The organism is Microbacterium arborescens, from assembly GCF_030369635.1.
Lineage (GTDB): Bacteria > Actinomycetota > Actinomycetes > Actinomycetales > Microbacteriaceae > Microbacterium.
The window spans coordinates 2,454,152-2,476,282 of sequence record NZ_CP128474.1 but is presented as its reverse complement, the minus strand read 5'-3'; the positions used below and the strand labels follow the sequence as shown (position 1 = coordinate 2,476,282).

At 70.0% G+C, this 22,131-nt stretch carries 21 protein-coding genes; 11 read left to right on the top strand and 10 right to left on the bottom strand.

Translation table 11 applies throughout. From position 1 onward, the window contains the following. The first annotated feature begins 171 nt into the window (after window positions 1–171). Entirely contained in the window at window positions 172–1,629 is a 1,458-nt protein-coding gene (gene guaB1 / locus QUC20_RS11805; protein ID WP_120264747.1) for a GMP reductase, read from the top strand. A 99-nt stretch (window positions 1,630–1,728) separates the two neighbouring features. Here the strand turns inward: guaB1 and QUC20_RS11800 are convergent, their stop codons facing one another. Further along, window positions 1,729–2,682, bottom strand: a complete 954-nt coding sequence (locus tag QUC20_RS11800; protein ID WP_289329992.1) for a hypothetical protein — start codon at window positions 2,680–2,682, stop codon at window positions 1,729–1,731. 295 nt (window positions 2,683–2,977) lie between these two features. Here QUC20_RS11800 and QUC20_RS11795 point away from each other — a divergent pair, with 295 nt between their 5' ends. Then, window positions 2,978–4,345: a hemolysin family protein gene (locus QUC20_RS11795; RefSeq protein WP_120264749.1), complete on the top strand. Its 1,368-nt coding sequence runs from the start codon at window positions 2,978–2,980 to the stop codon at window positions 4,343–4,345. Further along, on the top strand, window positions 4,342–5,400 hold the full coding sequence (locus QUC20_RS11790; protein ID WP_289329991.1) for a hemolysin family protein: 1,059 nt from the start codon (window positions 4,342–4,344) through the stop codon (window positions 5,398–5,400). Before QUC20_RS11795 ends, QUC20_RS11790 begins: the two co-directional genes overlap by 4 nt. Window positions 5,401–5,439: 39 nt before the next feature. Here QUC20_RS11790 and QUC20_RS11785 read toward each other — a convergent pair whose 3' ends face one another. Next, the gene (locus QUC20_RS11785) at window positions 5,440–6,507 is read right to left on the bottom strand and encodes an NADH:flavin oxidoreductase/NADH oxidase (RefSeq protein WP_120264751.1); all 1,068 of its coding nucleotides are present in this window, start codon (window positions 6,505–6,507) and stop codon (window positions 5,440–5,442) included. Between the two features lie 35 nt (window positions 6,508–6,542). On the opposite strand from QUC20_RS11785, the gene QUC20_RS11780 reads away from it, so the two are divergent. Genes QUC20_RS11780 through QUC20_RS11770 form a run of 3 tightly spaced genes read left to right on the top strand, consistent with a single transcriptional unit; the run spans window position 6,543 to window position 8,966 of the window. After that, window positions 6,543–7,394 (top strand): ADP-dependent NAD(P)H-hydrate dehydratase, encoded by an 852-nt coding sequence (locus tag QUC20_RS11780; protein ID WP_289329990.1) that lies wholly within the window; start codon window positions 6,543–6,545, stop codon window positions 7,392–7,394. A 41-nt stretch (window positions 7,395–7,435) separates the two neighbouring features. Then, window positions 7,436–8,641, top strand: coding sequence for a glycosyltransferase family 87 protein (locus QUC20_RS11775; RefSeq protein ID WP_259455371.1), 1,206 nt, complete (start codon window positions 7,436–7,438; stop codon window positions 8,639–8,641). Between the two features lie 13 nt (window positions 8,642–8,654). Beyond that, on the top strand, window positions 8,655–8,966 hold the full coding sequence (locus QUC20_RS11770) for a thiamine-binding protein (protein WP_289329989.1): 312 nt from the start codon (window positions 8,655–8,657) through the stop codon (window positions 8,964–8,966). A 141-nt stretch (window positions 8,967–9,107) separates the two neighbouring features. Here QUC20_RS11770 and QUC20_RS11765 read toward each other — a convergent pair whose 3' ends face one another. Together QUC20_RS11765 and QUC20_RS11760 are read right to left on the bottom strand one after the other, a co-directional pair. Further along, window positions 9,108–10,205 carry a HigA family addiction module antitoxin gene (locus QUC20_RS11765; RefSeq protein ID WP_289329988.1) on the bottom strand — a complete coding sequence of 366 codons (1,098 nt, stop codon included), beginning with the start codon at window positions 10,203–10,205 and terminating at the stop codon, window positions 9,108–9,110. 13 nt (window positions 10,206–10,218) lie between these two features. Further along, a complete protein-coding gene (locus tag QUC20_RS11760; protein ID WP_289329987.1) occupies window positions 10,219–10,464 on the bottom strand; it encodes a type II toxin-antitoxin system RelE/ParE family toxin in 246 nt (81 codons plus the stop codon). Window positions 10,465–10,814: 350 nt separating this feature from the next. Between QUC20_RS11760 and QUC20_RS11755 the strand changes: the two genes are divergently transcribed. Further along, entirely contained in the window at window positions 10,815–11,993 is a 1,179-nt protein-coding gene (locus QUC20_RS11755) for an MFS transporter (RefSeq protein ID WP_289331518.1), read from the top strand. A gap of 4 nt (window positions 11,994–11,997) precedes the next feature. On the opposite strand, the gene metX is transcribed toward QUC20_RS11755, so the two are convergent. Continuing rightward, window positions 11,998–13,200, bottom strand: a complete 1,203-nt coding sequence (metX, locus tag QUC20_RS11750) for a homoserine O-acetyltransferase MetX (RefSeq protein WP_289329986.1) — start codon at window positions 13,198–13,200, stop codon at window positions 11,998–12,000. A gap of 46 nt (window positions 13,201–13,246) precedes the next feature. Next, complete coding sequence (locus QUC20_RS11745; RefSeq protein WP_289329985.1) at window positions 13,247–14,263, bottom strand: DUF2332 domain-containing protein; 1,017 nt, start codon at window positions 14,261–14,263, stop codon at window positions 13,247–13,249. 180 nt (window positions 14,264–14,443) lie between these two features. Here QUC20_RS11745 and QUC20_RS11740 point away from each other — a divergent pair, with 180 nt between their 5' ends. After that, entirely contained in the window at window positions 14,444–15,475 is a 1,032-nt protein-coding gene (locus tag QUC20_RS11740; protein WP_289329984.1) for a TerC family protein, read from the top strand. Window positions 15,476–15,553: 78 nt separating this feature from the next. On the opposite strand, the gene QUC20_RS11735 is transcribed toward QUC20_RS11740, so the two are convergent. After that, window positions 15,554–16,876, bottom strand: a complete 1,323-nt coding sequence (locus tag QUC20_RS11735; protein ID WP_289329983.1) for a bifunctional o-acetylhomoserine/o-acetylserine sulfhydrylase — start codon at window positions 16,874–16,876, stop codon at window positions 15,554–15,556. 120 nt (window positions 16,877–16,996) lie between these two features. On the opposite strand from QUC20_RS11735, the gene QUC20_RS11730 reads away from it, so the two are divergent. Then, window positions 16,997–17,782, top strand: a complete 786-nt coding sequence (locus QUC20_RS11730) for an SDR family oxidoreductase (protein ID WP_289329982.1) — start codon at window positions 16,997–16,999, stop codon at window positions 17,780–17,782. Window positions 17,783–17,822: 40 nt separating this feature from the next. Here QUC20_RS11730 and QUC20_RS11725 read toward each other — a convergent pair whose 3' ends face one another. Then, window positions 17,823–19,319, bottom strand: coding sequence for an MFS transporter (locus QUC20_RS11725; protein WP_289329981.1), 1,497 nt, complete (start codon window positions 19,317–19,319; stop codon window positions 17,823–17,825). An 81-nt stretch (window positions 19,320–19,400) separates the two neighbouring features. Here QUC20_RS11725 and QUC20_RS11720 point away from each other — a divergent pair, with 81 nt between their 5' ends. Together QUC20_RS11720 and QUC20_RS11715 are read left to right on the top strand one after the other, a co-directional pair. Next, window positions 19,401–20,057, top strand: coding sequence for a uracil-DNA glycosylase (locus QUC20_RS11720; RefSeq protein ID WP_289331517.1), 657 nt, complete (start codon window positions 19,401–19,403; stop codon window positions 20,055–20,057). 47 nt (window positions 20,058–20,104) lie between these two features. Continuing rightward, a complete protein-coding gene (locus QUC20_RS11715; protein ID WP_289329980.1) occupies window positions 20,105–20,731 on the top strand; it encodes a GNAT family N-acetyltransferase in 627 nt (208 codons plus the stop codon). Window positions 20,732–20,735: 4 nt separating this feature from the next. Here QUC20_RS11715 and QUC20_RS11710 read toward each other — a convergent pair whose 3' ends face one another. Beyond that, on the bottom strand, window positions 20,736–21,080 hold the full coding sequence (locus QUC20_RS11710; RefSeq protein ID WP_289329979.1) for a protealysin inhibitor emfourin: 345 nt from the start codon (window positions 21,078–21,080) through the stop codon (window positions 20,736–20,738). After that, a complete protein-coding gene (locus tag QUC20_RS11705) occupies window positions 21,073–22,125 on the bottom strand; it encodes a M4 family metallopeptidase (RefSeq protein ID WP_289329978.1) in 1,053 nt (350 codons plus the stop codon). The genes QUC20_RS11710 and QUC20_RS11705 overlap by 8 nt, the downstream gene beginning before the upstream one ends. Window positions 22,126–22,131 lie beyond the last annotated feature (6 nt).

Sequence of the window (22,131 nt, the reverse complement as noted above, 5' to 3'; positions counted from 1 at the left end):
CGCCTGCTTTCATCGGTGAAGATCAGTTCTCACGGCGGTGGTCCGCCGCCGCGCACAGTCTCCTAGGGTAGCCCAGATCAACGGACCGGATGCCGCCACAGCATCCGTGGTATCGCATCGTGATCGAGGCGCTCCGGCCGCCTGTCGGGTCGGCGGCGTAGCGTATGGGCCATGCGTTTCTCCGGTGCAGATCCCACGGTCGACTTGACGTACTCCGATGTCTTCCTCGTGCCGCGCCGATCGGCCATCACGAGCCGGCTCGACGTCGATCTCGCCCCCGGCGACGGCACCGCTGCCACACTGCCGATCGTCTCGGCCAACATGAACTCCGTCACCGGTCCGCGCCTCGCCGCCACCCTGGCGCGGCGCGGCGGTCTGGGCGTCCTGCCGCAGGACATGCCTCTCCAGGATCTCGACGCCGCCATCCGATGGGTCAAGGACCAGCCGGTCGCGTGGGACACCCCGATCGTGCTCTCACCGGATGCCACGGTGGCCGAGGCATCCCGCATCCTCCCCGCGCTCGACGGGCACGGCATCGTCGTCGCCGACCCGGCGGCACCGACGCGGCGCATCGAGGACATCGCCGGAATCGTCCCCGCCGCCCGCCTCGCGACCGCGTTGCCCGACGCGCGTCTGGGCGACCTCGTCCGAGACCGAGCGACCGCGATCGACGCCGACGATGTGGCCGATCCTCGGGCCGCCTTCGACCTCATCGACGCGGCCGACGTGCCGGTCGTCGCGATGCTCCACCAGGGGGTGCTCGTCGGCACCCTCTCGCGCCGCAGCGCGCTGCGCACCGCGATCTACCGCCCCGCCGTCGACGGTGATGGCCGGCTCATCGTCGCGGCCGCGATCGGGATCAACGGTGACGCGGCGGCCAAGGCGCAGGCGCTCGCCGCCGCGGGCGTCGACGTGCTCGTCGTCGACACCGCCCACGGGCACCAGGAGGGCATGCTCCGCGCACTGCGCGAGGTCGCCGCGCTCGATCTCGGTCTGCCGATCGTCGCGGGCAACGTCGTCACGGCCGAGGGCGTGACCGACCTCGTCGATGCGGGAGCCACGATCCTCAAGGTCGGCGTCGGCCCCGGCGCGATGTGCACGACCCGCATGATGACAGCCGTCGGGCGCCCGCAGTTCTCCGCGGTGCTCGAGACCGCGCAGGCCGCGGCGGAACGCGGCGCGCACGTGTGGGCTGACGGTGGAGTCCGCTACCCCCGGGATGTCGCCCTCGCGCTGGCCGCGGGCGCGGCATCCGTCATGATCGGCTCGTGGTTCGCCGGCACGATCGAGTCGCCCGGCGAGGTCCAGCTCGACGACGAGGGACGTGCGTTCAAGGAGTCGTGGGGAATGGCCTCGACGAAGGCCGTCGTCGGCCGGTTCGGGCGTCTCGATGCCTATGAACGAGCGCGCAAGGAGCTGTTCGCCGAGGGCATCTCGTCGTCGCGCATCTACCTCGACCCGCTGCGTCCGGGCGTCGAGGATCTGCTCGACATGATCACCTCGGGCGTGCGTTCGTCGTTCACCTACGCGGGCGCGGCCACGGTCGCGGAGTTCCACGACCGCGCGACAGTGGGTCTGCAGTCGGCGGCCGGCTACGAAGAGGGCAAGGCGCTTCCCGTCAGCTGGTAGGTCCGCGCGCCGTGCTTCGCTCGCAGTTCGCGGGATGGGGCGCGCTTCGTACTGCGGCCGACGACCGAAAGTGCGCCCGATGACTGCGCCGCTCTCGGCTCACCGCCCGGGGCGCGGGCGGGCCGAGGGGAGGCCGTCGGCCCGCAGGATGTCGTACAGCAGCCGGGGGCTCCGCAGGTGCGGGGTGCGCCATCGTGAGAGCGCGCGAACCTGACGCCGTAGTGCGTCGCCCCGATCCTTCTCGGCGATGAGCACCTGCTCGGGTGTGCGTCCCTGCCGCATCGCCGGGTCGAGGTACTTGCCGGTGCCGTCGAACTCGCCGATGTGGTCGTGATCGGGCCACCAGAAGTCGGCGAACGCGTCGCGGCCGTCCGGCAGGGTGAAGCGCTGTTGCAGCGTCGGTGCGGGGAAGCCGAGCCGGTCGATCAGGACTCTGCTCTGGGATTCGCGGACGCTGTCGGAGAAGCCGGTGGCGAACGCGGTCGCGGCGGCGACTCGGGCGTGGGCGCGGCCGGTGTAGCGGGATGCCGCTTCTTCGAGCTCCTGCCGCGTGCACAGTGCGCCGCCGGAACGTCGGTGCCACAGGGCCTGGTCGGCGGCGACGACCCCGCTGACGGCGGGCAGGAGCGACACCAGGTCGACGGCCGTACGCGCGGGCACGGTGAGGAGATGCGCGCCCCAGGGCATCACCTCGTCGGCATCCAGCGGCCGGTGATGGCGGCGGATGGCGCCCGATGAGCCCGCGGACGTGGCCGTGGTGACGTCGATCGTTCGCGGCCACGAGCCGAGCAGATCGATGCCGAGCACGGCGGCGGCCGCGTGATGCGAGAAGACGGTTCCCGGGCGCAGGCGGGCCGCAGCCTCCCACACGCGCTGCGCGTGCGCGTCGCGCGGATTCAGCGCCGCCCAGGCCTCGGACGCGGCGTACGACCCGCGCGCGATCGGAGTCGCGGCCCCGGTTCTGCGGGCACGATCGAGGCTTCGCGCGGTGGTCTCGTCGGCCTCGCGCCGCCGGACGACGACGTCCAGCGGCGGTCGGGTCATCCAGTTCATGCCGGAAGCCTGCCCGAGCGCGGGGCTCACCGGGCCCGCGGCATCCGTCACCGCGGAATCCGCCGTCCCACACGCTCCGGGGGAGGAATCGACGTGGCCCGCACTTCGCGGGATGGAGCGCAGTTCGACCTGCGCTCGACGCGCGAAGGTGCGCCCGACCCCAGGGCAACGCAAGCGAACCGGATGCCGCCCTCCGGGCCGCCCTCGACAGGCGTAAGATCGGGCGCACGATGGACGACCCTCCTAGTTGCCGACCCTCGCCCCGCCGACCCCGACCGATCGGGGGTGACGCCTGATGGATTTCGTCATGCTGGGCGTGGGGCTCCTGCTGACCGTCGGCACCGGTCTGTTCGTCGCGAGTGAGTTCGCGCTCGTCAACCTCGACCGCGCAGATCTCGAAGCGCGCCAGGCGGCGGGTGAATCCCGACTGTCGATGACGATCGCGGCGCTGCGGATCACCTCGACGCATCTGTCGAGCGCGCAGCTCGGGATCACCCTGACCACGCTGCTGACCGGTTACACGATGGAGCCGGCGATCTCGAACCTGCTCTCGCCCGTCTTCGAGGCGTGGGGCTGGCCCGAGACCGTGTCGCGCCCGGTCGCCGCCATCGTGGGCGTGTCGATCGCGACGATCTTCTCGATGATCCTGGGCGAGCTCGTCCCGAAGAACTTCGCGCTGGCGATCCCGCGTCAGACGGCGAAGCTCGTCATCCCATTCCAGACCCTGTTCACGACCGTGTTCCGGCCCGCCGTCACGGTGCTCAACGGCAGCGCGAACGGGGTGCTCCGCTCGATGGGCGTCGAGCCCAAGGAGGAGCTCTCGGGCGCCCGCTCCGCGGAGGAGCTGTCGAGCCTCGTGCGCCGGTCCGCGAGTGCGGGCGTGCTCGAGAAGGACACCGCCTCGCTGCTCGACCGATCGCTCACGTTCGCCCGGCTCACCACGGCCGACGTCATGACGCCGAGGCCCAGCCTGCACGCCGTCGCCGCGGGCGACAGCGTCGAGGACGTCATCCAGCTCGCGCGCCGCACCGGCCACAGCCGGTTCCCGGTCTTCGGCGACTCGATGGACGACATCACCGGCATCGTCCACGTCAAGCAGGCGGTCAGCGTTCCGCGCGAGCGCCGCGCCGATGTGCCCGCCGCCGCGATCGCGGAGGAGCCGCTGCGGGTGCCCGAAGCGGTGCACCTCGACGCCGTGCTGGGCGAACTGCGCGCTCGGGGCTATCAGATGGCGATCGTCGTCGACGAGTACGGCGGCACCGCCGGTGTCGTGACCCTCGAGGATCTCGTGGAGGAGATCGTGGGTGAGGTGCTCGACGAGCACGACCGCAACCGGGCCGGGGTGCTTCGGGTCGCGGGCGGCATCGTGTTCCCCGCCGATCTTCGTCCCGACGAGGTGCTCGACCGCACCGGCGTCCGCGTCCCCGAGGGCGACGTCTACGACACCGTCGGCGGATTCGTGATGAGCGTGCTCGAACGTATTCCCGTCGTCGGCGACACGGTCGAGATCGAGGACGGCACGCTCACGGTTCAGCGCATGGACGGCAGGCGCGTCGACCGCGTGCTGTTCGAGCCCACCCCGGTGCCCGATACGGCGACGACCGCATCGGCGGTCGAGCCGATGCGACGCGCGCCGCGTCGCGAGGACGGTGATCGTCGATGAACGATTGGGCAGGACTGGCCTGGCTCGTCGTGCTGCTGGCCTTCAACGCGTTCTTCGTCGCGAGCGAGTTCGCCGTCATCTCCGCGCGCCGATCTCAGATCGAGCCGCTCGCCGACAAGGGATCGCGCTCGGCGAAGACCGCGCTGTGGGCGATGGAGCACGCGACGCTCATGCTCGCTACCTGCCAGCTGGGCATCACGATCTGCTCGCTGGTGATCCTCAACGTCTCCGAGCCGGCGATCCACCATCTGCTGGCCGTGCCGCTCGGGCTCACCGGGTGGGGCGAGGCAGTCGTCGACGTCGTCGCCTTCGCGGTGGCGCTCATCGTCGTGTCGTATCTGCACGTCGTGTTCGGCGAGATGGTTCCGAAGAACCTGGCGTTCTCGCTGCCCGACCGGGCGGTGCTGCTGCTGGCGACACCGCTGCGCTGGGTGTCTCGGCTCTTCTACCCGATCATCGTCGCCCTGAACTGGATCGCCAATCACGCGGTGCGCCTGTTCCGGGTCGAGCCGAAGGACGAGGCGACGTCGACCTACACGCTCGACGAGGTCGCCACCATCGTCGCGACCTCTCGCATCGAGGGCGTGCTCGACGATGCGTCGGGAACGGTCGCCGCGGTCGTGGAGTTCACAGACAAGAAAGCCGCCGACGTCGCCGTGCCGCTGAGCGAACTGGTGACGCTGCCCGAGACGGCCACGCCAGAAGACGTCGAGCGCGCCGTGGCGCGGCACGGCTTCTCGCGCTACGTCATCGTGGACGACGCCGACCAGCCGGTCGGGTACGTGCATCTGAAGGACGTGCTGCGCGAGGCGGAGGATGCCGACGGCGCGGCCTCACGGCCGATCAAGTCGAAGCGCATCCACCTGATGGTGCCCGTCGCCGAGACGACCGATCTCGAGGATGCGCTCGCCCTGATGCGGCGGTCGAGTCGTCACCTCGCTCAGGTGCGGGATGCCGAGGGTCGGACGACCGCGGTGCTCTTCCTCGAGGACATCATCGAGGAGCTCATCGGCGAGGTGCACGACGCCACGCGCCGCGCACCTCGCTGGGCCTGAGCGAGCCCGGCCCGGAAGGGGCGAGGTGGGGACGCCGGTTCAGCGACGCCGCGCGCGGACGTACTGCGGCGGCCAGATCTCGGCGTCCTCGCCCAGCTCGTCGGCCGCGCGGAGCCCGAAATGCGGGTCGCGCAGCCACTCGCGGCCGGCCATGATCGCGTCGGCGGCGCCCGCGACGAGGATGTCCTCGGCCTGGGCACCGGTCGTGATCTCGCCGACGGCGCTGACGGGCAGGCCGGTCGTCGTGCGGATCTCGCGTGCGAAGGGCACCTGGTAGCCGGGACCGGTGGTGATGCGCTGGTGTGCGACGAGCCCGCCGCTCGAGACGTCGATGAGGTCGGCGCCGCGCTCGTGCGCCCATGTCGAGACCGTCGACGTGTCGGCGACATCCCAACCGCCCTCGGCCCAGTCCGTCGCCGAGAAGCGCACGAACAGCGGGGCGTCCGGTGCGGCGGCGCGAACCGCCTCGAGGATGCGCAGCAGGAGCCGCGCGCGGTTCTCGAGCGAGCCGCCGTACTCGTCGGTGCGCTGGTTCGACAACGGCGACAGGAACTCGTGCAGCAGGTAGCCGTGCGCGGCGTGGATCTCGAGCACGTCGAAACCCGCCTCGAGTGAACGGCGCGCCCCGTCGGCGAATGCGGTCACGAGCGCGTCGATCTCGGCGAGATCGAGCTCGTCGGGCCGGGCGTAGCCGTCGAAGGCCACGGCGGAGGGGGCGAGCGTCTGCCAGCCGCCGTCGGTCGCCGGCACGGTCCCGCGCTCGGCGGCGAACGGCGAATAGGTCGATGCCTTGCGGCCCGCATGCGCGAGCTGGATCGCGGCCACCGCGCCGCGGTCGTGGATCGCGGTCACGATCGGACGCCAGGCGTCGCGCTGCGCGTCGTTCCAGATGCCGGTGTCTTCGGGCGTGATGCGACCTTCCGGCACGACCGCGGTCGCCTCGGCCATGACGAGTCCGGCGCCGCCCGAGGCGAACTGCGCGAGGTGGACGTGATGCCAGTCGTTCGGGATGCCGTCCTGGGCCGTGTACTGGCACATGGGGGCGACCCAGAGGCGGTTGCGCACCTCGACGGTTCGGATGGTCAGGGGGCTGAACAGCTGGCTCACGCCGGGCTCCTTCGGGGCGCCGATAGGGTGGCGCCATGGTCGAGATCCACGAATGGGATGCGCGCGACACGGCCGCGCTCCTGCGCAAGCCAACTGCCGACGACCACAAGTATTCCCGTGGGGTCCTCGGTGTGCGAACCGGGTCGCAGGAGTATCCGGGAGCCGCCGTGCTCGGCGTCGAGGCCGCGTGGCGGACCGGCGTCGGCATGGTGCGTTACCTCGGCCCCGAGCGTCCCGCCGATCTCGTGCTGCAGCGCAGGCCCGAGACCGTCACCGCGCCCGGACGCGTGCAGGCGTGGCTGATCGGATCGGGGACGGATGCCGCGACCCGGCCCGCCGCCGAGACCGCCCGGCTGGGGGAGCTGCTGCAGGGCGACCTCCCCGTCGTCGTCGATGCGGGCGCTCTCGATCTGGTCGCCGGCGCCGCAGCACCGCTCGTGGTCACGCCGCACCAGAGCGAGCATGCACGACTGCGAGCCCTGCTCGGCCTCGACGATGCGGTACCGACGTCGCTTGCCGACCGCATCGCCGCGGCCCGCGAGACCGCCGCTGTGGCGGGGATCGCCGTGCTGCTGAAGGGCGCCGAGACCGTCGTCGCCGCGCCCGACGGCTGGAACACCGTCGTCCGTGCCGGAACCGGGTGGCTCGCCACCGCGGGCACGGGCGACGTGCTCGGCGGCATCCTGGGTGCGGTCGTGGCGGCCCGGGGTGCTCAGCACGACCTGGATGCAGCGGCCCTGGCGCCGCTGGCCGCCGCCGCGGCGTTCATCCACGGGCACGCCGGTCGCACCGCAGGGCCTGGTCCGATCACGGCGTTGGATGTCGCCGAGGCCGTGCCCGCCGTGGTCGACATGCTGCTCTCGGGCCGTGACCCGGGCGGCCGCTGACGTCCGGCGGCGCTGGAACGGGCTCACCGTAGGATGTGACGGTGTCGAGACGGGGAACGCTGTGGGTCGCGTTCGCGCTCGTCCATGTCGTCGTCGCGGCGCTCGGATTCGTCTTCCCGAACCAGCCGATGGGTGACGTCTACCTCGTCTACGAACCCTGGTCGCAGCGAGCGCTCGCCGGTGAGGGCATCGTGGGAGTCGACGAGGACTGGGTGTATCCGCAGCTCGCCCTCGTCCCGCTCGTGCTCGCCCACGGATTCGCCTGGATCGCGGGCTACACCGTCGGATGGGCTGTCTTCGTCTCGGCCCTGGATGCCGTGGCATTCGCCGTCCTCGTCGGGCGTGCCCGGTCGCGCGGCCGTGTGACGGCGGCGTGGTTCTGGCTCGCCGCGATCCTGCTCCTCGGGCCCGTGGGGCTCTATCGGCTCGACGCCGTCACCGTCGCGCTCGCCGTGATGGGGTGCCTGTGGCTTCGCGGACGGCCCTGGCTCGCCGGCATCCTGCTGGCGGTCGCGACCTGGATCAAGGTGTGGCCGGCGGCGATCATCGCGGCCGCCGTCATCGCACTCCGGCGCCGATGGGCGCTGGTCGGCGCGGGCCTCGTCGTCTCTGCCGTCACGCTCGCCGTCGTCGTGGGCGCAGGGGGTCTCGATCACGCTCTCGGGTTCATCGGCGATCAGACCGGGCGCGGACTGCAGGTCGAGGCTCCCGTGAGCATGTTCTACCTCTGGGGTCAGATGCTCGGGCTCCCGGGCTTCTTCGTCTACTACTCGACGGAGATCCTCACGTTCCAGGTGACCGGCACCGAGATCGATCCCGTCATCGCGGCGATGACTCCGATCCTCATGCTCGGAGTCGGCGCCGTGGCGGTCGTCGCCGCTCTCAAGGTGCGCCGCGGTGCCGCGGTGCGGGACCTTCTGCCGGTCGCGGCGCTCGCGATCGTCGCCGTGTTCATCGTGCTCAACAAGGTCGGGTCGCCCCAGTATCTGTGCTGGCTCGTTCCGCCGGTCGTGCTCGGGCTGGTCGTCGCACGCCGCGATTGGGCGCGTCCCGCGGTCCTCGTGCTCGTGCTGAGCGCTCTCACCCAGCTCGTCTATCCGGTGTTCTACGGCGAGGTCCTGACGGCGCACCCGCTGGGCGTCGGCATCCTCACCGCTCGCAACGCCCTGCTCGTCGTCCTCGGTGTCTGGATGGTGGTCCGCCTCGTCCGGGTGCCGGTTCGGACGCCGTCATCCATCCCCGTCTGATCCGGAGGTCACCATGCTCATCGCCTTCTCCGTCGCCCCCAGCGGCACCGGCCGCGCCGACGGCTCCGTGCACGACGCCGTCGCTGCAGCGGTCGCCGTCGTGCGGGCATCCGGCCTGCCGCACCGCACCACCTCGATGTTCACCGAGGTCGAGGGGGAGTGGGACGAGGTGATGGATGTCGTCAAGCGGGCGACCGAGGCGGTGCTGCCGTTCGGCTCGCGTGTCTCGCTCGTGCTGAAGGCCGATATCCGCCCGGGATTCAGCGGCGAACTCGAGGGCAAGGTCGAGCGCCTCGAGAGCGCGCTCGGCGAGACGCAGCAGTAGCGCGGCGCAGTCTCGGGAAATAGCCAGCGCTACCTACTTCTAGTAGAGCCGCACTGGACTCGCAGGCGCGAGAGGGTGGCCTCGGGATCATCGGATCCGATGTGCTGCTCGGGCAAGGCCGAGCCAAGCGCGAGGGGAGTTTTACTCCGTGAAGCTGCCGGCTAGGTCTACGCAGAGCCGATTGCCGAAGCTGTAGTCGAGCATCCTGCGGCGGTGCATCTGGTGGACGGCGACGCCCGGGGCGATACCGATCTCGCGGGCCTTGTCGGCGATCTCGCGGTCGTAGGAGAGGCCGCTGAATTGCGAGATGCCGGCCTCGCCGAACAGCAGGTCCATCGCGAACGCGTTGGCACCCTTCTCCGCCGCGGAGTTGCGCTTCTTCTCCGTGCTGTACTCCACGTGCATCTCACCCCGGGGGTCGTTGAGGACGTGGCCGAGCTCGTGGAAGAGGGTCCAGATGACGAACCCATCCTTGCCCCAGCGGCCGGTCTGCTGGATCACCGGCACGCGCTTGTCGATCCACCGCGTCATACCCAGCAGCGGAAGCTTCTTGGGCGGCTCCACGACCATGAAGACGACGCCGAGGTCCGCGAGCATCTTGGTGATGTCGCGAAGCATGGTGGAGTCGGGTGTCGCTGCACGGGCACGAAGATCGGGCAGGGCTGCCCGGAGCCGCTCGGCGTCATAGTCGTAGCCGCGCCCGCGCTCGAACGGCTCCGCCAGCTCGGCGGCACGCAGCCAGGTCGTGAGCAGGCTCCGATCGAGCGTCGTGCCTGAGTCCTTCAGTGCCGCCAGCGCGTAGTCGCCCTGGGCGGCCTCCTCGTGCAGGTGGACGTAGGCCTCCCACGTCCCGCAGCGGTGGAACGCGAGGAAGTCGGAGACGAGCTTGCCGGGGGAGCGCTTGGTGGCCGCCGTCGCGCCGATGCTGCGCAGGTACGTGACCGCCGACGGCGCGATCTCGTCGACGTGACCCGCGAGGCTCTCCTCGTCGGCGATGCGGGCGAGGTCGGCGCGGTACAGTGCCTCGTACTTCATCCAGGTCTTGGCGGGAATGCCCACGACGCGCTCGAGGCGCATCGCGGTGTCGCTGGTAATGGGCGCGCGTCCGTTGATGATCTCGTTGACGTGCTTCCGGCTACTGCCGAGCAGCTCCGCCACTCGCTGCTGGGACAGGCCGTGGTCGTCGATCCACTCCTCCAGGTACTCCCCCGGAGCGACGGCGTAGTTGGTGGCGGTCATGGCCTCTCCTTCCTCAGTGGTAGTCCTCGATGTCCACGACGGTGATATCGACAGCGTTCAGTGCATTGGGTGTGGGCTCGACGACTAGTCGCCAGTTCCCGCTGAGTTCGCCAGCCCATGTTCCGGCGCGATTCCCCTTGAGGTCATGCCAAGCCCCTCCAGGGTCGTCGCTCGGCAGGTCGCCGAGCGTGTCCGAGTTCTCGAGCGCTTTGATCCGCAGCCGAAGCTTCTTTTTCAAATCGGGGCGCTTCTTCTGCATCTCGCGCTCGTCGGTGCACAGCTTCGCGAGCTTGTTGTCTTTGTACTCTACGCGCAATCAGTGTCACCGATCTCGTTACAGTCTAACTCAGTATCGACTCGATTATGCCCGATTTTCCCGACTAGGGGCACCCGACGCTTGCGCTTCTGCCCCGCAAGAGTCCGCGACATCCGCCCGGGATTCAGCGGCGAACTCGACGGCAAGGTCGAGCGCCTCGAGAGCGCGCTCGAATCGATTCGACATGACGGGGAGGCCGGGGCTACGCTCCCGGAGTGACGACGCCCGACCTCTCCCGCCCGACGGCCCGCCGGGCTCTGCTCTCGCTCGCGATCGGCAGCTTCGGCATCGGGATGACGGAGTTCGTCGTCATGGGGCTCCTGCCCGAGATCGCCGGCGAGCTGCTGCCCTCCGTCTACGCGAGCGATCCGGAAGCGGCGATCGCGCAGGCGGGGTGGCTCATCACCCTCTACGCCGCCGGTGTCGTCGTCGGCGCGCCGACGATCGCGGGAATCGTGGCGAAGTATCCCCGGCACCGGGTCATGGTCTTCCTCGCGCTCGCCCTGACCCTCGGCAACGCGCTGACGCTCATCCTGCCGACTTTCGAGCTCGTCGCGGCATCCCGGTTCCTCGCGGCGCTGCCGCACGGGGCCTACTTCGGCATCGGCGCCCTGGTCGCCGCCGACGTCCTGGGTCCGGGCAAGCGCGCGCAAGGTGTGGCGTTCGTGCTCACCGGTCTCACGATCGCCAACGTCGTGGGCGTTCCCCTCGGCACGTTCCTCGGTCAGCAGTTCGGATGGCGAGCGGCGTTCCTCGTCGTCGCGGCGATCTTCGCGCTCGCGACGGTGGCCATCGCCCTGACGGTCCCGCACCACGCGGGGGAACCGTCGCGAACCCTGCGCGCCGAACTGCGCGTCTTCGGCATCGGCCAGGTGTGGTTCGCCCTCGGGATCGGCGCCATCGGCTTCGGGGGATTCTTCGCGGTATACAGCTACGTCGCGACTCTCGTCACCGAGGCGGCCGGCTCGCCGCAGTGGGCGGTGCCGATCGTGCTCGTCGTGGCCGGGGTCGGCATGACGATCGGAAACCTCGTCGGCGGCAGGCTCGCCGATCGTGACCTGCGGCGCAGCCTCCTGGGCGGCCTGCTCGCCCTCGCCGTCGTCCAGGCGCTCCTCGCGCTCACGGCGGGCTGGATCGTGGCCGTAGGCCTCTTCGTCTTCCTCGTCGGGTTCTTCTCCTCGGCGCTGAGCCCGACCATCCAGACGCGGCTGATGGATGTCGCGGGCGACAACCAGTCGATCGCGGCGGCGCTGAACCACTCGGCCCTGAACATGGGCAACGCGCTCGGCGCGGCGCTCGGAGGCGCCGTCATCGCCGCGGGACTCGGATACGTGGCACCCGTGTGGGTGGGTGTCGTCCTGGCGCTCGCCGGGCTCGGAGTCGCGTGCGCGAGCTTCGTCGTCGAGGCCCGTGCCCGGCGCCGCACGTCGCCGCAGGTCGAGCGGTCCGGCACGCCCGCGCCTCCGTGCTGAGGCGTCAGCCCTCGAGCAGCCGTCGCAGGTGAGCGCCGACGGTCGGCGTCTCGATGAGGAAGGCGTCGTGCCCGAAATCACTCGAGATCACCACCGCCGCGTCGTCGATCGTCGATCGGATGCCGCGTGCGATGCGGTGCTGCCCCTCGACCGGGAACAGTCGATCGGAATCGATGCCGAGCACGAGCGTGCGCGCCGTCACGCGTGACAGAGCGTCGTCGACGCCGCCGCGGTCTCGGCCGACGTCGTGTGAGTTCATCGCCTCGACGAGGGTGATGTAGCTGTTGGCGTCGAAGCGTCGCGTGAACTTGTTGCCGTGGAAGTCGAGGTAGCTCTCCACCGCGAAGCGCCCGCCCAGACCCAGGGGGCTCTTGCCCGACTGCCAGGTGCGCTGGAAGCGCAGGTTCAGCTCGGTCGGACTGCGGTAGTTCAGCAGCGCCATCCGGCGCGCGAGCGCGAGGCCGCGGTGCGGGCCGTCGCCGTCGGCCGCGTCGTAGTACTCGCCGTCCTGGAACCGGGGGTCGATGCGGATGGCTTCGAGCTGGACCGAGTTCAGTGCGATCTGGTCGGCGGTGTTGACGGGCGGCGCGGCAAGGATCGCGAGTCGGTCCAGGCGGTCGGGGTGACCGACGCCCCACTCGAGCGCGTGCATTCCGCCCATCGATCCGCCGACGACCGCCGCCCACACCTCGATTCCGAGGGCGTCGGCCAGCCGCACCTGCGCGACGACCTGATCGCGGATCGTGAGGTAGGGGAACCTCGCCGCCCATTCGTAGCCGTCGGACGAGATCGAGGAGGGGCCCGTCGAGCCCTGGCAGCCGCCCAGCATGTTCGGGGCGACGACGAACCAGCGATCGGTGTCGATCGCCAGGCCGGGACCGACGATGTCCTCCCACCAGCCGGCCGTCGGGTGTCCGGGACCCGCGTCGCCGCGCAGATGGCTGTCGCCGGTGAGGGCGTGGAGCACGAGCACGGCGTTGTCGCGCTCGGGAGACAGCTCGCCCCAGGTCTCGTAGGCGAGGCGGAAGCTCGGCAGCTGCTCGCCGCTCTCGGTGACGAGCGGACCGAAGGCGCCGAAGCTCCGGTGTCCGACAGGGTCGCCGTCGCGCCACGCGCCCGTGGCGGGCGGCCGTCCGCGCAACAGGCGCGCATCGGCCTCCGTGATCGGCGCGCTCGGCACCGTGTCTTCGGAGGTCTGCCAGTCCATGTCGGCCATTCTCCCGGGTGAGGGCGCGCGCTGCTCGCGTGTTACGTCACGACCGGAGCGCTGATACCTCGTAGGTCGCGCCGTGCTGGCCCGCGAGCGCGACCGGCATCCCGTCGACGGTCTGGATGAAACTCCCCGTGGCGTCGACGCCCTGCGGCATCCGCCCGTCGATCTCCGGCAGGGTGCCGGCGGTCTCGTTCGAGATCCAGACGACCCGGCGGTTCACCCTCGCCCCGAGAGTGCTCACGAGGTCGGCGAAGCGGCGACGCTCGGCAGCGTCGAGGTACAGGAGCACAGCGCTGTGGAACACCACGAGCGTCGCGTCGGGAGGGCTCTCAGCGGCGACCTCGGGGAGGCGGTCGAGGATGTCGCCGGGGACGATGCGCGGCGGGTCGGACCGAGCCACGTCGACAGCGGCGCGGAGGCGCTCGATGCGTTCGTCGTGCACGGGACCCGGCCAGATGAGGGTCTCGAGCCAGGCGACGGCGTCGGCATCGCCCACGTCGATCGGGGCGAGGTCGATGCCGGCCCGCCAGACGATGTCGGGGATGGTCTCGGGGATGGCACCGGGGTCGTCGACGCGGCAGCGCAGCATGGGGAGCGCGGCGGCATCCGGTCGCTCGGGGACGATCGTCCGAAGCGGACCTTCCTCGGCTGACGAGTACTCGTACGCGTACCGGTCGGGGTAGAGGCAGAGGCCTGCGGCGGTGCCGGTCTCGAGCAGGGCGATCGGACCCTCGATGTGCGAGAGGGGCGGTAGGAGCGTGGCGCAGCGACCGACCTCGTTCGTCTGCGTACGGCGCTCCGCGGTGATGGCCGCCACGCGATCCCACTCCGCGAGCAGCCTGTCTCGCCAGACGGCGAACGGTTCGAGCCCGCACCCGGCCCAGCGCGCCGCGGCGAAGACGAGGTTCGGCTGGCCACGACGTTCGCCGAGTCGCGAGATCCGCTCGGTCAGCTCGTCGTCGCCGGCGATCCCCTCGGCCCATTCGGCATAGGTGGGCGAGCTGCCCCGGGCCCAGTCGGCGAAGGCATGGTAGCGACGAGAGGTCCCTGCGTCCATCGCTTCAGCGTAGATGCGCTGAGCGTCACCATCGTCGCGTAAGATACCGCGAAGCAAGGGGAGTACTTCCACCTGCGGCGCTCTCGTCATTACGGATCCGACGTCGGATCCCGGGACGCCGGTCCCTCCGGGGATGAAGGAGACCTGGCCGTTCGCTACTGTCGACCCCTTGGAGCCTTCGTGGACATCACTCCGCTCGTATGGATCATCACCATCGCGGTGACCATCGCCTTCTTCGTGTACGAGTTCTTCGCGCACGTGCGCACTCCGCACGAGCCGACGATCGCCGAATCGGCGCGCTGGTCGGCGTTCTACATCGGCCTCGCCCTCATCTTCGGCGTGGTCATCGGGTTCGTGCCGGGCTGGGGCTGGGTGTTCGCGGGCGAGTACTTCGCGGGCTACCTGACCGAGAAGGCGCTGTCGATCGACAACCTCTTCGTCTTCCTCATCATCATGACCGGCTTCGCCGTTCCCAAGAAGTACCAGCAGAAGGTGCTGATGATCGGCATCGTGATCGCGCTCATCATGCGCGGCGCGTTCATCGCCATCGGTGCGGCCCTCATCGACAACTTCTCGTGGATCTTTTACATCTTCGGCGCGCTGCTGCTCTTCCTCGCGTACCGTCAGGCGTTCTCCCACGGCGACTCCGACCCGGCGAACGGCAAGTTCATGCGCTTCGTCCGTCGTCACCTCCCCGTGACCGACGAGTACAACGGCGACAAGCTGACCGTCCGCAAGGACGGCAAGCGCTTCGTCACGCCGATGCTCCTGGTCATCATCGCGATCGGCTTCATCGACCTGGTCTTCGCGGTCGACTCGATCCCCGCCATCTACGGCCTGACCAACGAGGCTTACATCGTGTTCACGGCGAACGCCTTCGCTCTGATGGGTCTGCGTCAGCTGTTCTTCCTCATCGGCGGCCTGCTCGAACGTCTGGTCTACCTCGCGCAGGGCCTGGCCGTCATCCTGGCCTTCATCGGTGTGAAGCTCGTCTTCCACGCGCTCCACGTCAACGAGCTGCCCTTCATCAACGGCGGCGAGCCCCTGTTGTGGGTCCCCGAGATCCCCATCTGGTTCTCGCTGCTGTTCATCGCGGCCACCGTCGCCGTCGCCACCATCGCCAGTCTGCGCAAGACCCGCGGCGACAAGGCGAAGAACGACCGCGAGCAGGTTCAGGGCGAGCAGATCACGACGGCGTCCGACGCCGACTGACGACGCCGCAGACGACGGATGCCCCGGCCCCACCCATGACGGTGGGCCGGGGCATCCGGTCGTTCTGAGGAGGAACGATCAGGCGCGCGCTGCCTCGACGACGTCGCGCGCGGCCGCGAGGGCCTGCTCGAGGTCGGCCTTGAGGTCGTCGATGTTCTCGAGACCGACGGACAGACGGACGAGCCCGGGGGTGACACCCGTCGTGAGCTGCTGCTCCGGGGTGAGCTGCGAGTGGGTCGTCGACGCGGGGTGGATGACCAGCGAACGCACGTCGCCGATGTTCGCCAGGTGGCTGAACAGCTGCAGCGAGTCGACGAACGCGCGGCCGGCGGCCACGCCGCCCTTCAGCTCGAAAGACAGCACGGCGCCGACGCCCTTGGGCGCGTAGCGGTTGGCTGCGGCGTACCACGGCGAGGTCGGCAGACCGGAGTAGTTCACCGACGCGATGTCATCGTGGTTCTCGAGCCATTCGGCGATCTCCTGCGCGTTCTGCACGTGACGCTCGATGCGCAGCGAGAGCGTCTCGATGCCCTGAATGAGCAGCCAGGCGCTCTGCGGCGAGATCGCGGCGCCGAGGTCGCGCAGCAGCTGCACGCGGGCCTTGATGACATAGGCGAGGCCGTCGCCGACAGCCTGCGTGTAGACGGCGCCGTGATACGAGGGGTCGGGCGTCGTCAGTCCCGGGAAGCGCTCGGAGTGCTCGGACCAGGGGAAGCTGCCGCCGTCGACGATGACGCCGCCGATGACCGTGCCGTGGCCGCCGAGGAACTTCGTCGCGGAGTGGACCACGATGTCGGCTCCGTGCTCGAAGGGGCGGATGAGGTACGGGGTCGCGATCGTGTTGTCGACGATGAGCGGTACGCCGGCCTCGTGGGCGACGTCGGAGACACCGCGGATGTCGAGGACGTTGATCTGCGGGTTGCCGATCGTCTCGGCGAAGAAGAGCTTCGTGTTGGGCCGTACCGCGCGGCGCCACTCGTCGAGGTCGTCCTGGTTCTCGACGAACGTGACCTCGATGCCGAGCTTGGCGAGCGTGTACTTGAACAGGTTGTAGGTGCCGCCGTAGATCGAGCTCGAGGCGACGAAGTGATCTCCCGCCTCGGCGATGTTGAGGATCGCGAAGGTCTCGGCCGCCTGACCCGATGCGACCAGGAGTGCGGCGGTGCCGCCCTCGAGCGCGGCGAGGCGCTGCTCGACGACATCCTGCGTGGGGTTCTGGATGCGCGTGTAGATGTTGCCGAACTCGGCCAGAGAGAAGAGGTTCGCGGCGTGGTCGGAGTTGTCGAAGACGTACGAGGTCGTCTGGTAGATCGGCGTCGCGCGTGCCTTCGTGACCGGGTCGGGCGCGGCCCCGGTGTGGATCTGCTTCGTCTCGAAGCGCCAGTTCTCGGGTGCGGACATGCGTGGCTCCATCGGGTCGGAAAGCGGCGACGGTCGCCGGCCTGGGTCGAGCGTACGGGCACCGGCTGTGCCCGACAACGCACGGGACACGCTGCGTAATCTGGCGGCTACGGTGGAGGGATGACGCGACGTGCAGTGGTCACCGGTGCCAGCTCGGGAATCGGCGAGGCGGTCGTCCGCGCGCTGCGCACCTCCGGTTGGGATGTGGTGGGGGTCGCGCGCCGAGCCGACCGCCTCGAGGCGCTCGATGCCGAGGTCGGCTCAGCATCGTTCGCCGCCGATCTGACGAGCGAGGCGGATGTCGCGGCGCTCACCGAGCACCTCGCAGCCTCGGGTGACCTCCACGCCCTCGTCCACGTCGCCGGTGGAGCCCGCGGCACCGACCGCGTCGAAGACGGCGCGCCCGAGGACTGGCAGTGGATGTTCGAGGCGAACGTCCTGTCGGCGCAACGGCTGACGGCTGCGCTCCTTCCTCTGCTGCGGCGAGGGGTGGCAGCCGGCGGCGGTCACGCCGACACCGTCTACGTCACCTCGACCGCAGCCCAGACCGCGTACCCCGGCGGTGCCGGTTACAACGCCGCGAAGGCGGGAGAGTCGATGCTCGTCCACGCGCTCCGACTGGAGCTGAACGGCGAGCCCATCCGCGTGGTCGAGATCGCCCCCGGCATGGTGCGTACCGAGGAGTTCACGCTGAATCGTCTCGGCGGCGATCACGAGGCGGCCGACCGCCTGTACGAGGGCGTCGAGCAGCCGCTCGTCGCCGCCGATGTGGCCGATGTCATCGCCTACGCGCTGAACGCCCCCGGGCACGTCAACCTCGACCTCGTGACGATGCGTCCCGTCGCGCAGTCCGCACAGCACCTGCTCGCGCGGGGACCCCTGCGTCCGCGATCGGCCGAGGCGTGATGTCCTGACACATGTCGCGGCGCGTGGCGCGCGGACCGGCTCATCCTCGCGGCTGAGCCACCGCCTCGTCCGACTCGTCCGCCGATGGCGCAGCCGGCGACTCGTCGGCATCGGCGAACGCGACTCTCGGCACCATGAACAACAGAACGGCTGCGACGAAGCCGCCGGCGGCGCAGATGGCCCACACCGTGAGATAGCCGCCGAGCGACGCTGCGGTCTCGCTCGCGACGACGCCTGCCCCGGCGGCGAGCACGACGCCGAAGACCGCCGACGACAACGTCCCGCCGATGGTCTTGGTCGTGTTGGTCATGGCCGAACCCACACCGGTCTGCCCGCGTGGAGCGGCGGCGGCAGCCGCGGCAGGCATGGCACCGACCAGCGCGCCGCAGCCGAGACCTGCGACACCGAGGTTCAGCAGCACCTGCCAGAGCTCGCGGTGGAACGGCAGGAAGAGGGCGTAGCCGACACCGACGAGCAGGGCCGCGACGATGAGCACGATCCGCGGGCTCGCCCGCCGCGACGTCACCGCGAACAGGACGGCACCCACGATGAGTGACACGAGGTAGACACCGATGACGTTCGACCGGTCGGTCGCGTCGAGCCCGAGGCCGTAGCCGAGCGACGGATCGGTGCCGGCGTAGGTCGACAGCGGCCCCTGCGCCCCGAGAAGGCTGATACCGACGAGGAACGCGGTCGCTTGCACCGGCCACATCTCGGGTCGTGCGAGCATCCTGACGTCGACCGCGGGGTCAGGCTGACGCAGTTCGAAGCGCCCGAAGAGCACGAAGCCCACGATCCCCGCCAGCAGGAGCGCCCACACCCACAGCGCCCCGGGACCGTTCAGACGGAGGAAGGTCAGCGCACTGGTGACGAGCAGGAGCGCGAAGGCGAGGAGGACGAACCCGCGCGAGTCCAGACGACGCCTGCCCGGTTCCGGCGTCGACTCCGGCACCCAGAGCCAGATGACGACGGCGACGAGGGTCACGGCCACGGCGGGAACGATGAGGGTGAGCGTCATGTCACCGGCCGTCGCCGCGTAGATCCGTCCGGCAGCCAGCGCGCCCACGATGGCGCCTGCCTGCAGCCCGACCACGAGAAGCCCCGCGGCCCGGCGGGTGAGCGATACGCCGCGGCTCTGCTGTCTGCCGCGCTCGAAGATGAGCGCGATCTCGAGGGGGAGCCACACGACGTAGAACCCCTGCAGAGCCCAGGCGATGAGGAAGGTCCAGAAGGATGCCGCGAACGCCAGCCACCAGGTCGCGCCGGCCGTCAGGACCGCGGCGATCAGCAGGATCCGCTTGTGCCCGTACATGTCGCCGAGCTTGGCGAGCACCGGGACGACGAGGGCCGACAGCAGCAGCTGGGCGGCTTCGAACCAGTTGACGTCGGAGTCGTGGATCCCGAGCTCGGTGACGATATCGCTGAAGAGCGGGACGTAGTAGCCCTGCAGGATGCCGCTGACGATCTCGACCAGGATGAACCACCCGATCAGGCCCGCGGTGACGCCCAGGGCGGAGGTTCGCAGCGTCGTCGACACGGGGCGAGCATACCGCCGCCCCCGGCCTACCCTGGGATAGTGACGCCTCGCTCCCTCACCGACCTGGCCGCCGACGGCTCGATGGCTCGCGACTGGGCTGAGGCGCTGCAGCCGGTCGCCGGCGACATCGCTGCGCTGGGCGACCGGTTACGCGCGGAGACCGCCTCGGGTCGCGGCTACCTGCCGGCGGGCGACCACGTGCTGCGCGCCTTCCGCCGGCCGATGGCTGACGTCCGCGTCCTGATCGTCGGCCAGGATCCTTATCCGACTCCCGGGCATCCGATCGGTCTCTCATTCGCGGTCGACGCGCATGTGCGTCCGCTGCCGCGCAGCCTCGGCAACATCTACCGAGAACTCGAATCCGACCTCGGCATCCCGCCCGCGTCGCACGGCGAACTGTCTGCGTGGAGCGACCAGGGCGTTCTCCTGCTGAACCGGGTGCTGACCGTCGCACCCGGCGCGCCCGCTTCGCACCGCGGCTGGGGGTGGGAACGCGTCACCGAGCACGCGATCCGCGCTCTCGCGGCCCGCGAGCAGCCGCTCGTCGCGATTCTGTGGGGGAAGGATGCCGCGACTCTGCGTCCGCTCCTCGGCGACACCGCGATCGTCGCATCGCCTCATCCCTCACCGCTCTCCGCGAGCCGCGGCTTCTTCGGCTCGCGACCGTTCTCACGCGCGAACGAGTTGCTCGTGGAGCGCGGCGGTGCACCGATCGACTGGCGCATCCCGGAGGCCTGATCCGCCGTCGTCATCGGCGTGAAACGTGCGGCCCGTAGAGTTGCTGCATGCTCGAGGAGGACTCCAATCGCGATCGCCGCCGCCTTCCGCGGCACCTGCGTCGCCCGGCTGAACCGGAACGGCCTTTCTCGTACGAGATCCGTCCGGTGCGGCCCGATGATCTTCCCGATATCCGCGAGATCTACAACTACTACGTGACCAACTCGGTCGTGACCTTCGATGAGAAGCGATGGTCGCTGGCGCAATGGCGCCAGAAGTACGACTACCTGACGAAGCTCACGCTGCCGTTCCTCGTCGCGGTGTCGCCGACCGGGCAGATCCTGGGGTACGCCCTCGCGTCGCCGTGGAATGGGAAGACCGGGTTCCGGTACACCGCCGAGACCTCGATCTATCTCGGCCAAGCCGCGACCGGCAAGGGGCTGGGGCGTGCGCTGCTCGAAGCCCTCATCGAAGCGTGCCGTGAGCTGGGTCTGCGCGAGATCGTCGCCGTCGTGAGCGACAAGGGCGCCGAAGCCTCCGTCGCCCTGCACGAGCGGTTCGGGTTCGTCGAGGTCGGCCGGATGGGGCGCGTGGGTCACAAGTTCGGCCGGTGGCTCGGCACGATCTACCTGCAGAAGTCTCTCGAACAGCCGAGGAAGGGTCTCCGCGGGCTCTTCGCCCCGAAGTCCGGCTGAGCGGTCACGAGGGGCCGGGGGATTGACGGTCTTCGGGCTCGGGCGGTTGCCCCGACCGTACCGCGTCGACCAGCGACCGCCACGGCGACGTGAGGTCGTCGGCGAGGTCCGCCTGGTGCGTGGCCTCGCTGTCGGAGACGACGATGTGCCAGCGGAATCGGTCGGCTCCCGGAGCTGACGCGGACGGTGCCGGCTCGTCCCAGGGGCAGCGCCGGACCAGCTCGAGCCACAGACCGCGTTCCGCGTCGCTCGGCTCGACCCGCCAGGTCCGTGTCAGCCCCGCGAACCCGCCGCTGCGTTCGACCACGATGCGCAGCGGACTCGATGTGCCGCCTTCGGTGTCAGGCATCCTCCCACACGCCGACGCCGCGCCATCCGGCACGAACCGCGGCGACCTCCTCCGATCCCTCACCGTACTCGTCGGTGGCGGTGTCGACGGTGGCGCGCGCGAACGTGACGAAGTCGGCCTCGGGGGAGAGGGTGCGCGACGTCAGCGTGCGGTACCAGATGAGACCTGCTCGCTCCCAGGCATATCCGCCGAGCCGGGTCGCCACGAGGTGGAACGCCCGGTTGGGGATCCCCGAGTTGATGTGGACACCCCCGTTGTCGTTCGTCGTGTCGACGTAGTCGCGCATGTGGCCCGGCTGCGGGTCGCGTCCGAGCACGTCGTCGTCGTAGGCCGACCCCGGTGCGGCCAGTGACCGGAGGGCGCGACCCTGGACGGCATCCGTGAAGATCCCCGCGCCGATCAGCCACGACGCCTGCTCGGCATTCTGTCCGAGCAGGTGCTGTTCGGTGAGTGCGCCGAACACATCGGACAGCGACTCGTTGAGGGCGCCCGATTGCCCCGCATAAGTGAGCCCTCCCGAGAACTCGGTGACGCCGTGAGCCAGCTCATGGGCGATGACGGTCAGTGATCCGGTGAACCCGGTGAACACCTCTCCGTCTCCGTCGCCGAAGACCATGCGCTCGCCGTTCCAGAACGCGTTGTCGTAGGCCTCGCCGTAGTGGACGGTGGCCGCGAGCACGCCGCCGCGCCCGTCGATCGAATCACGGCCGAACGCGTCGCGGAAGAAGGTGAAGGTGGCACCGAGTCCGTCGAAGGCCTCGTCGGCCCCGCGGTCGCCGGTGGGGGGATCGTCTTCGCGGCGGACGAGGATTCCCGGGAGCTCCTCGCGGTTCTGCGCGTCGGACACGGCACGCTCGACCACCGCGATGCGTTCGGCGACGAGGGTGCCGCCCGGCTCGACGGAGAGCCGCAGTTGCGACCGTCCGGCGAGGTCCGACGGGCGTGCCGCGAGGGTCGTCCGTGCGGCGACCGCTGCACGCGCGAGGTGCGGCTCGCGGGCTGAGGCGACGCGGGCGAGGAGATAGGGGGGAATGATCGCGCGCATGGCCTT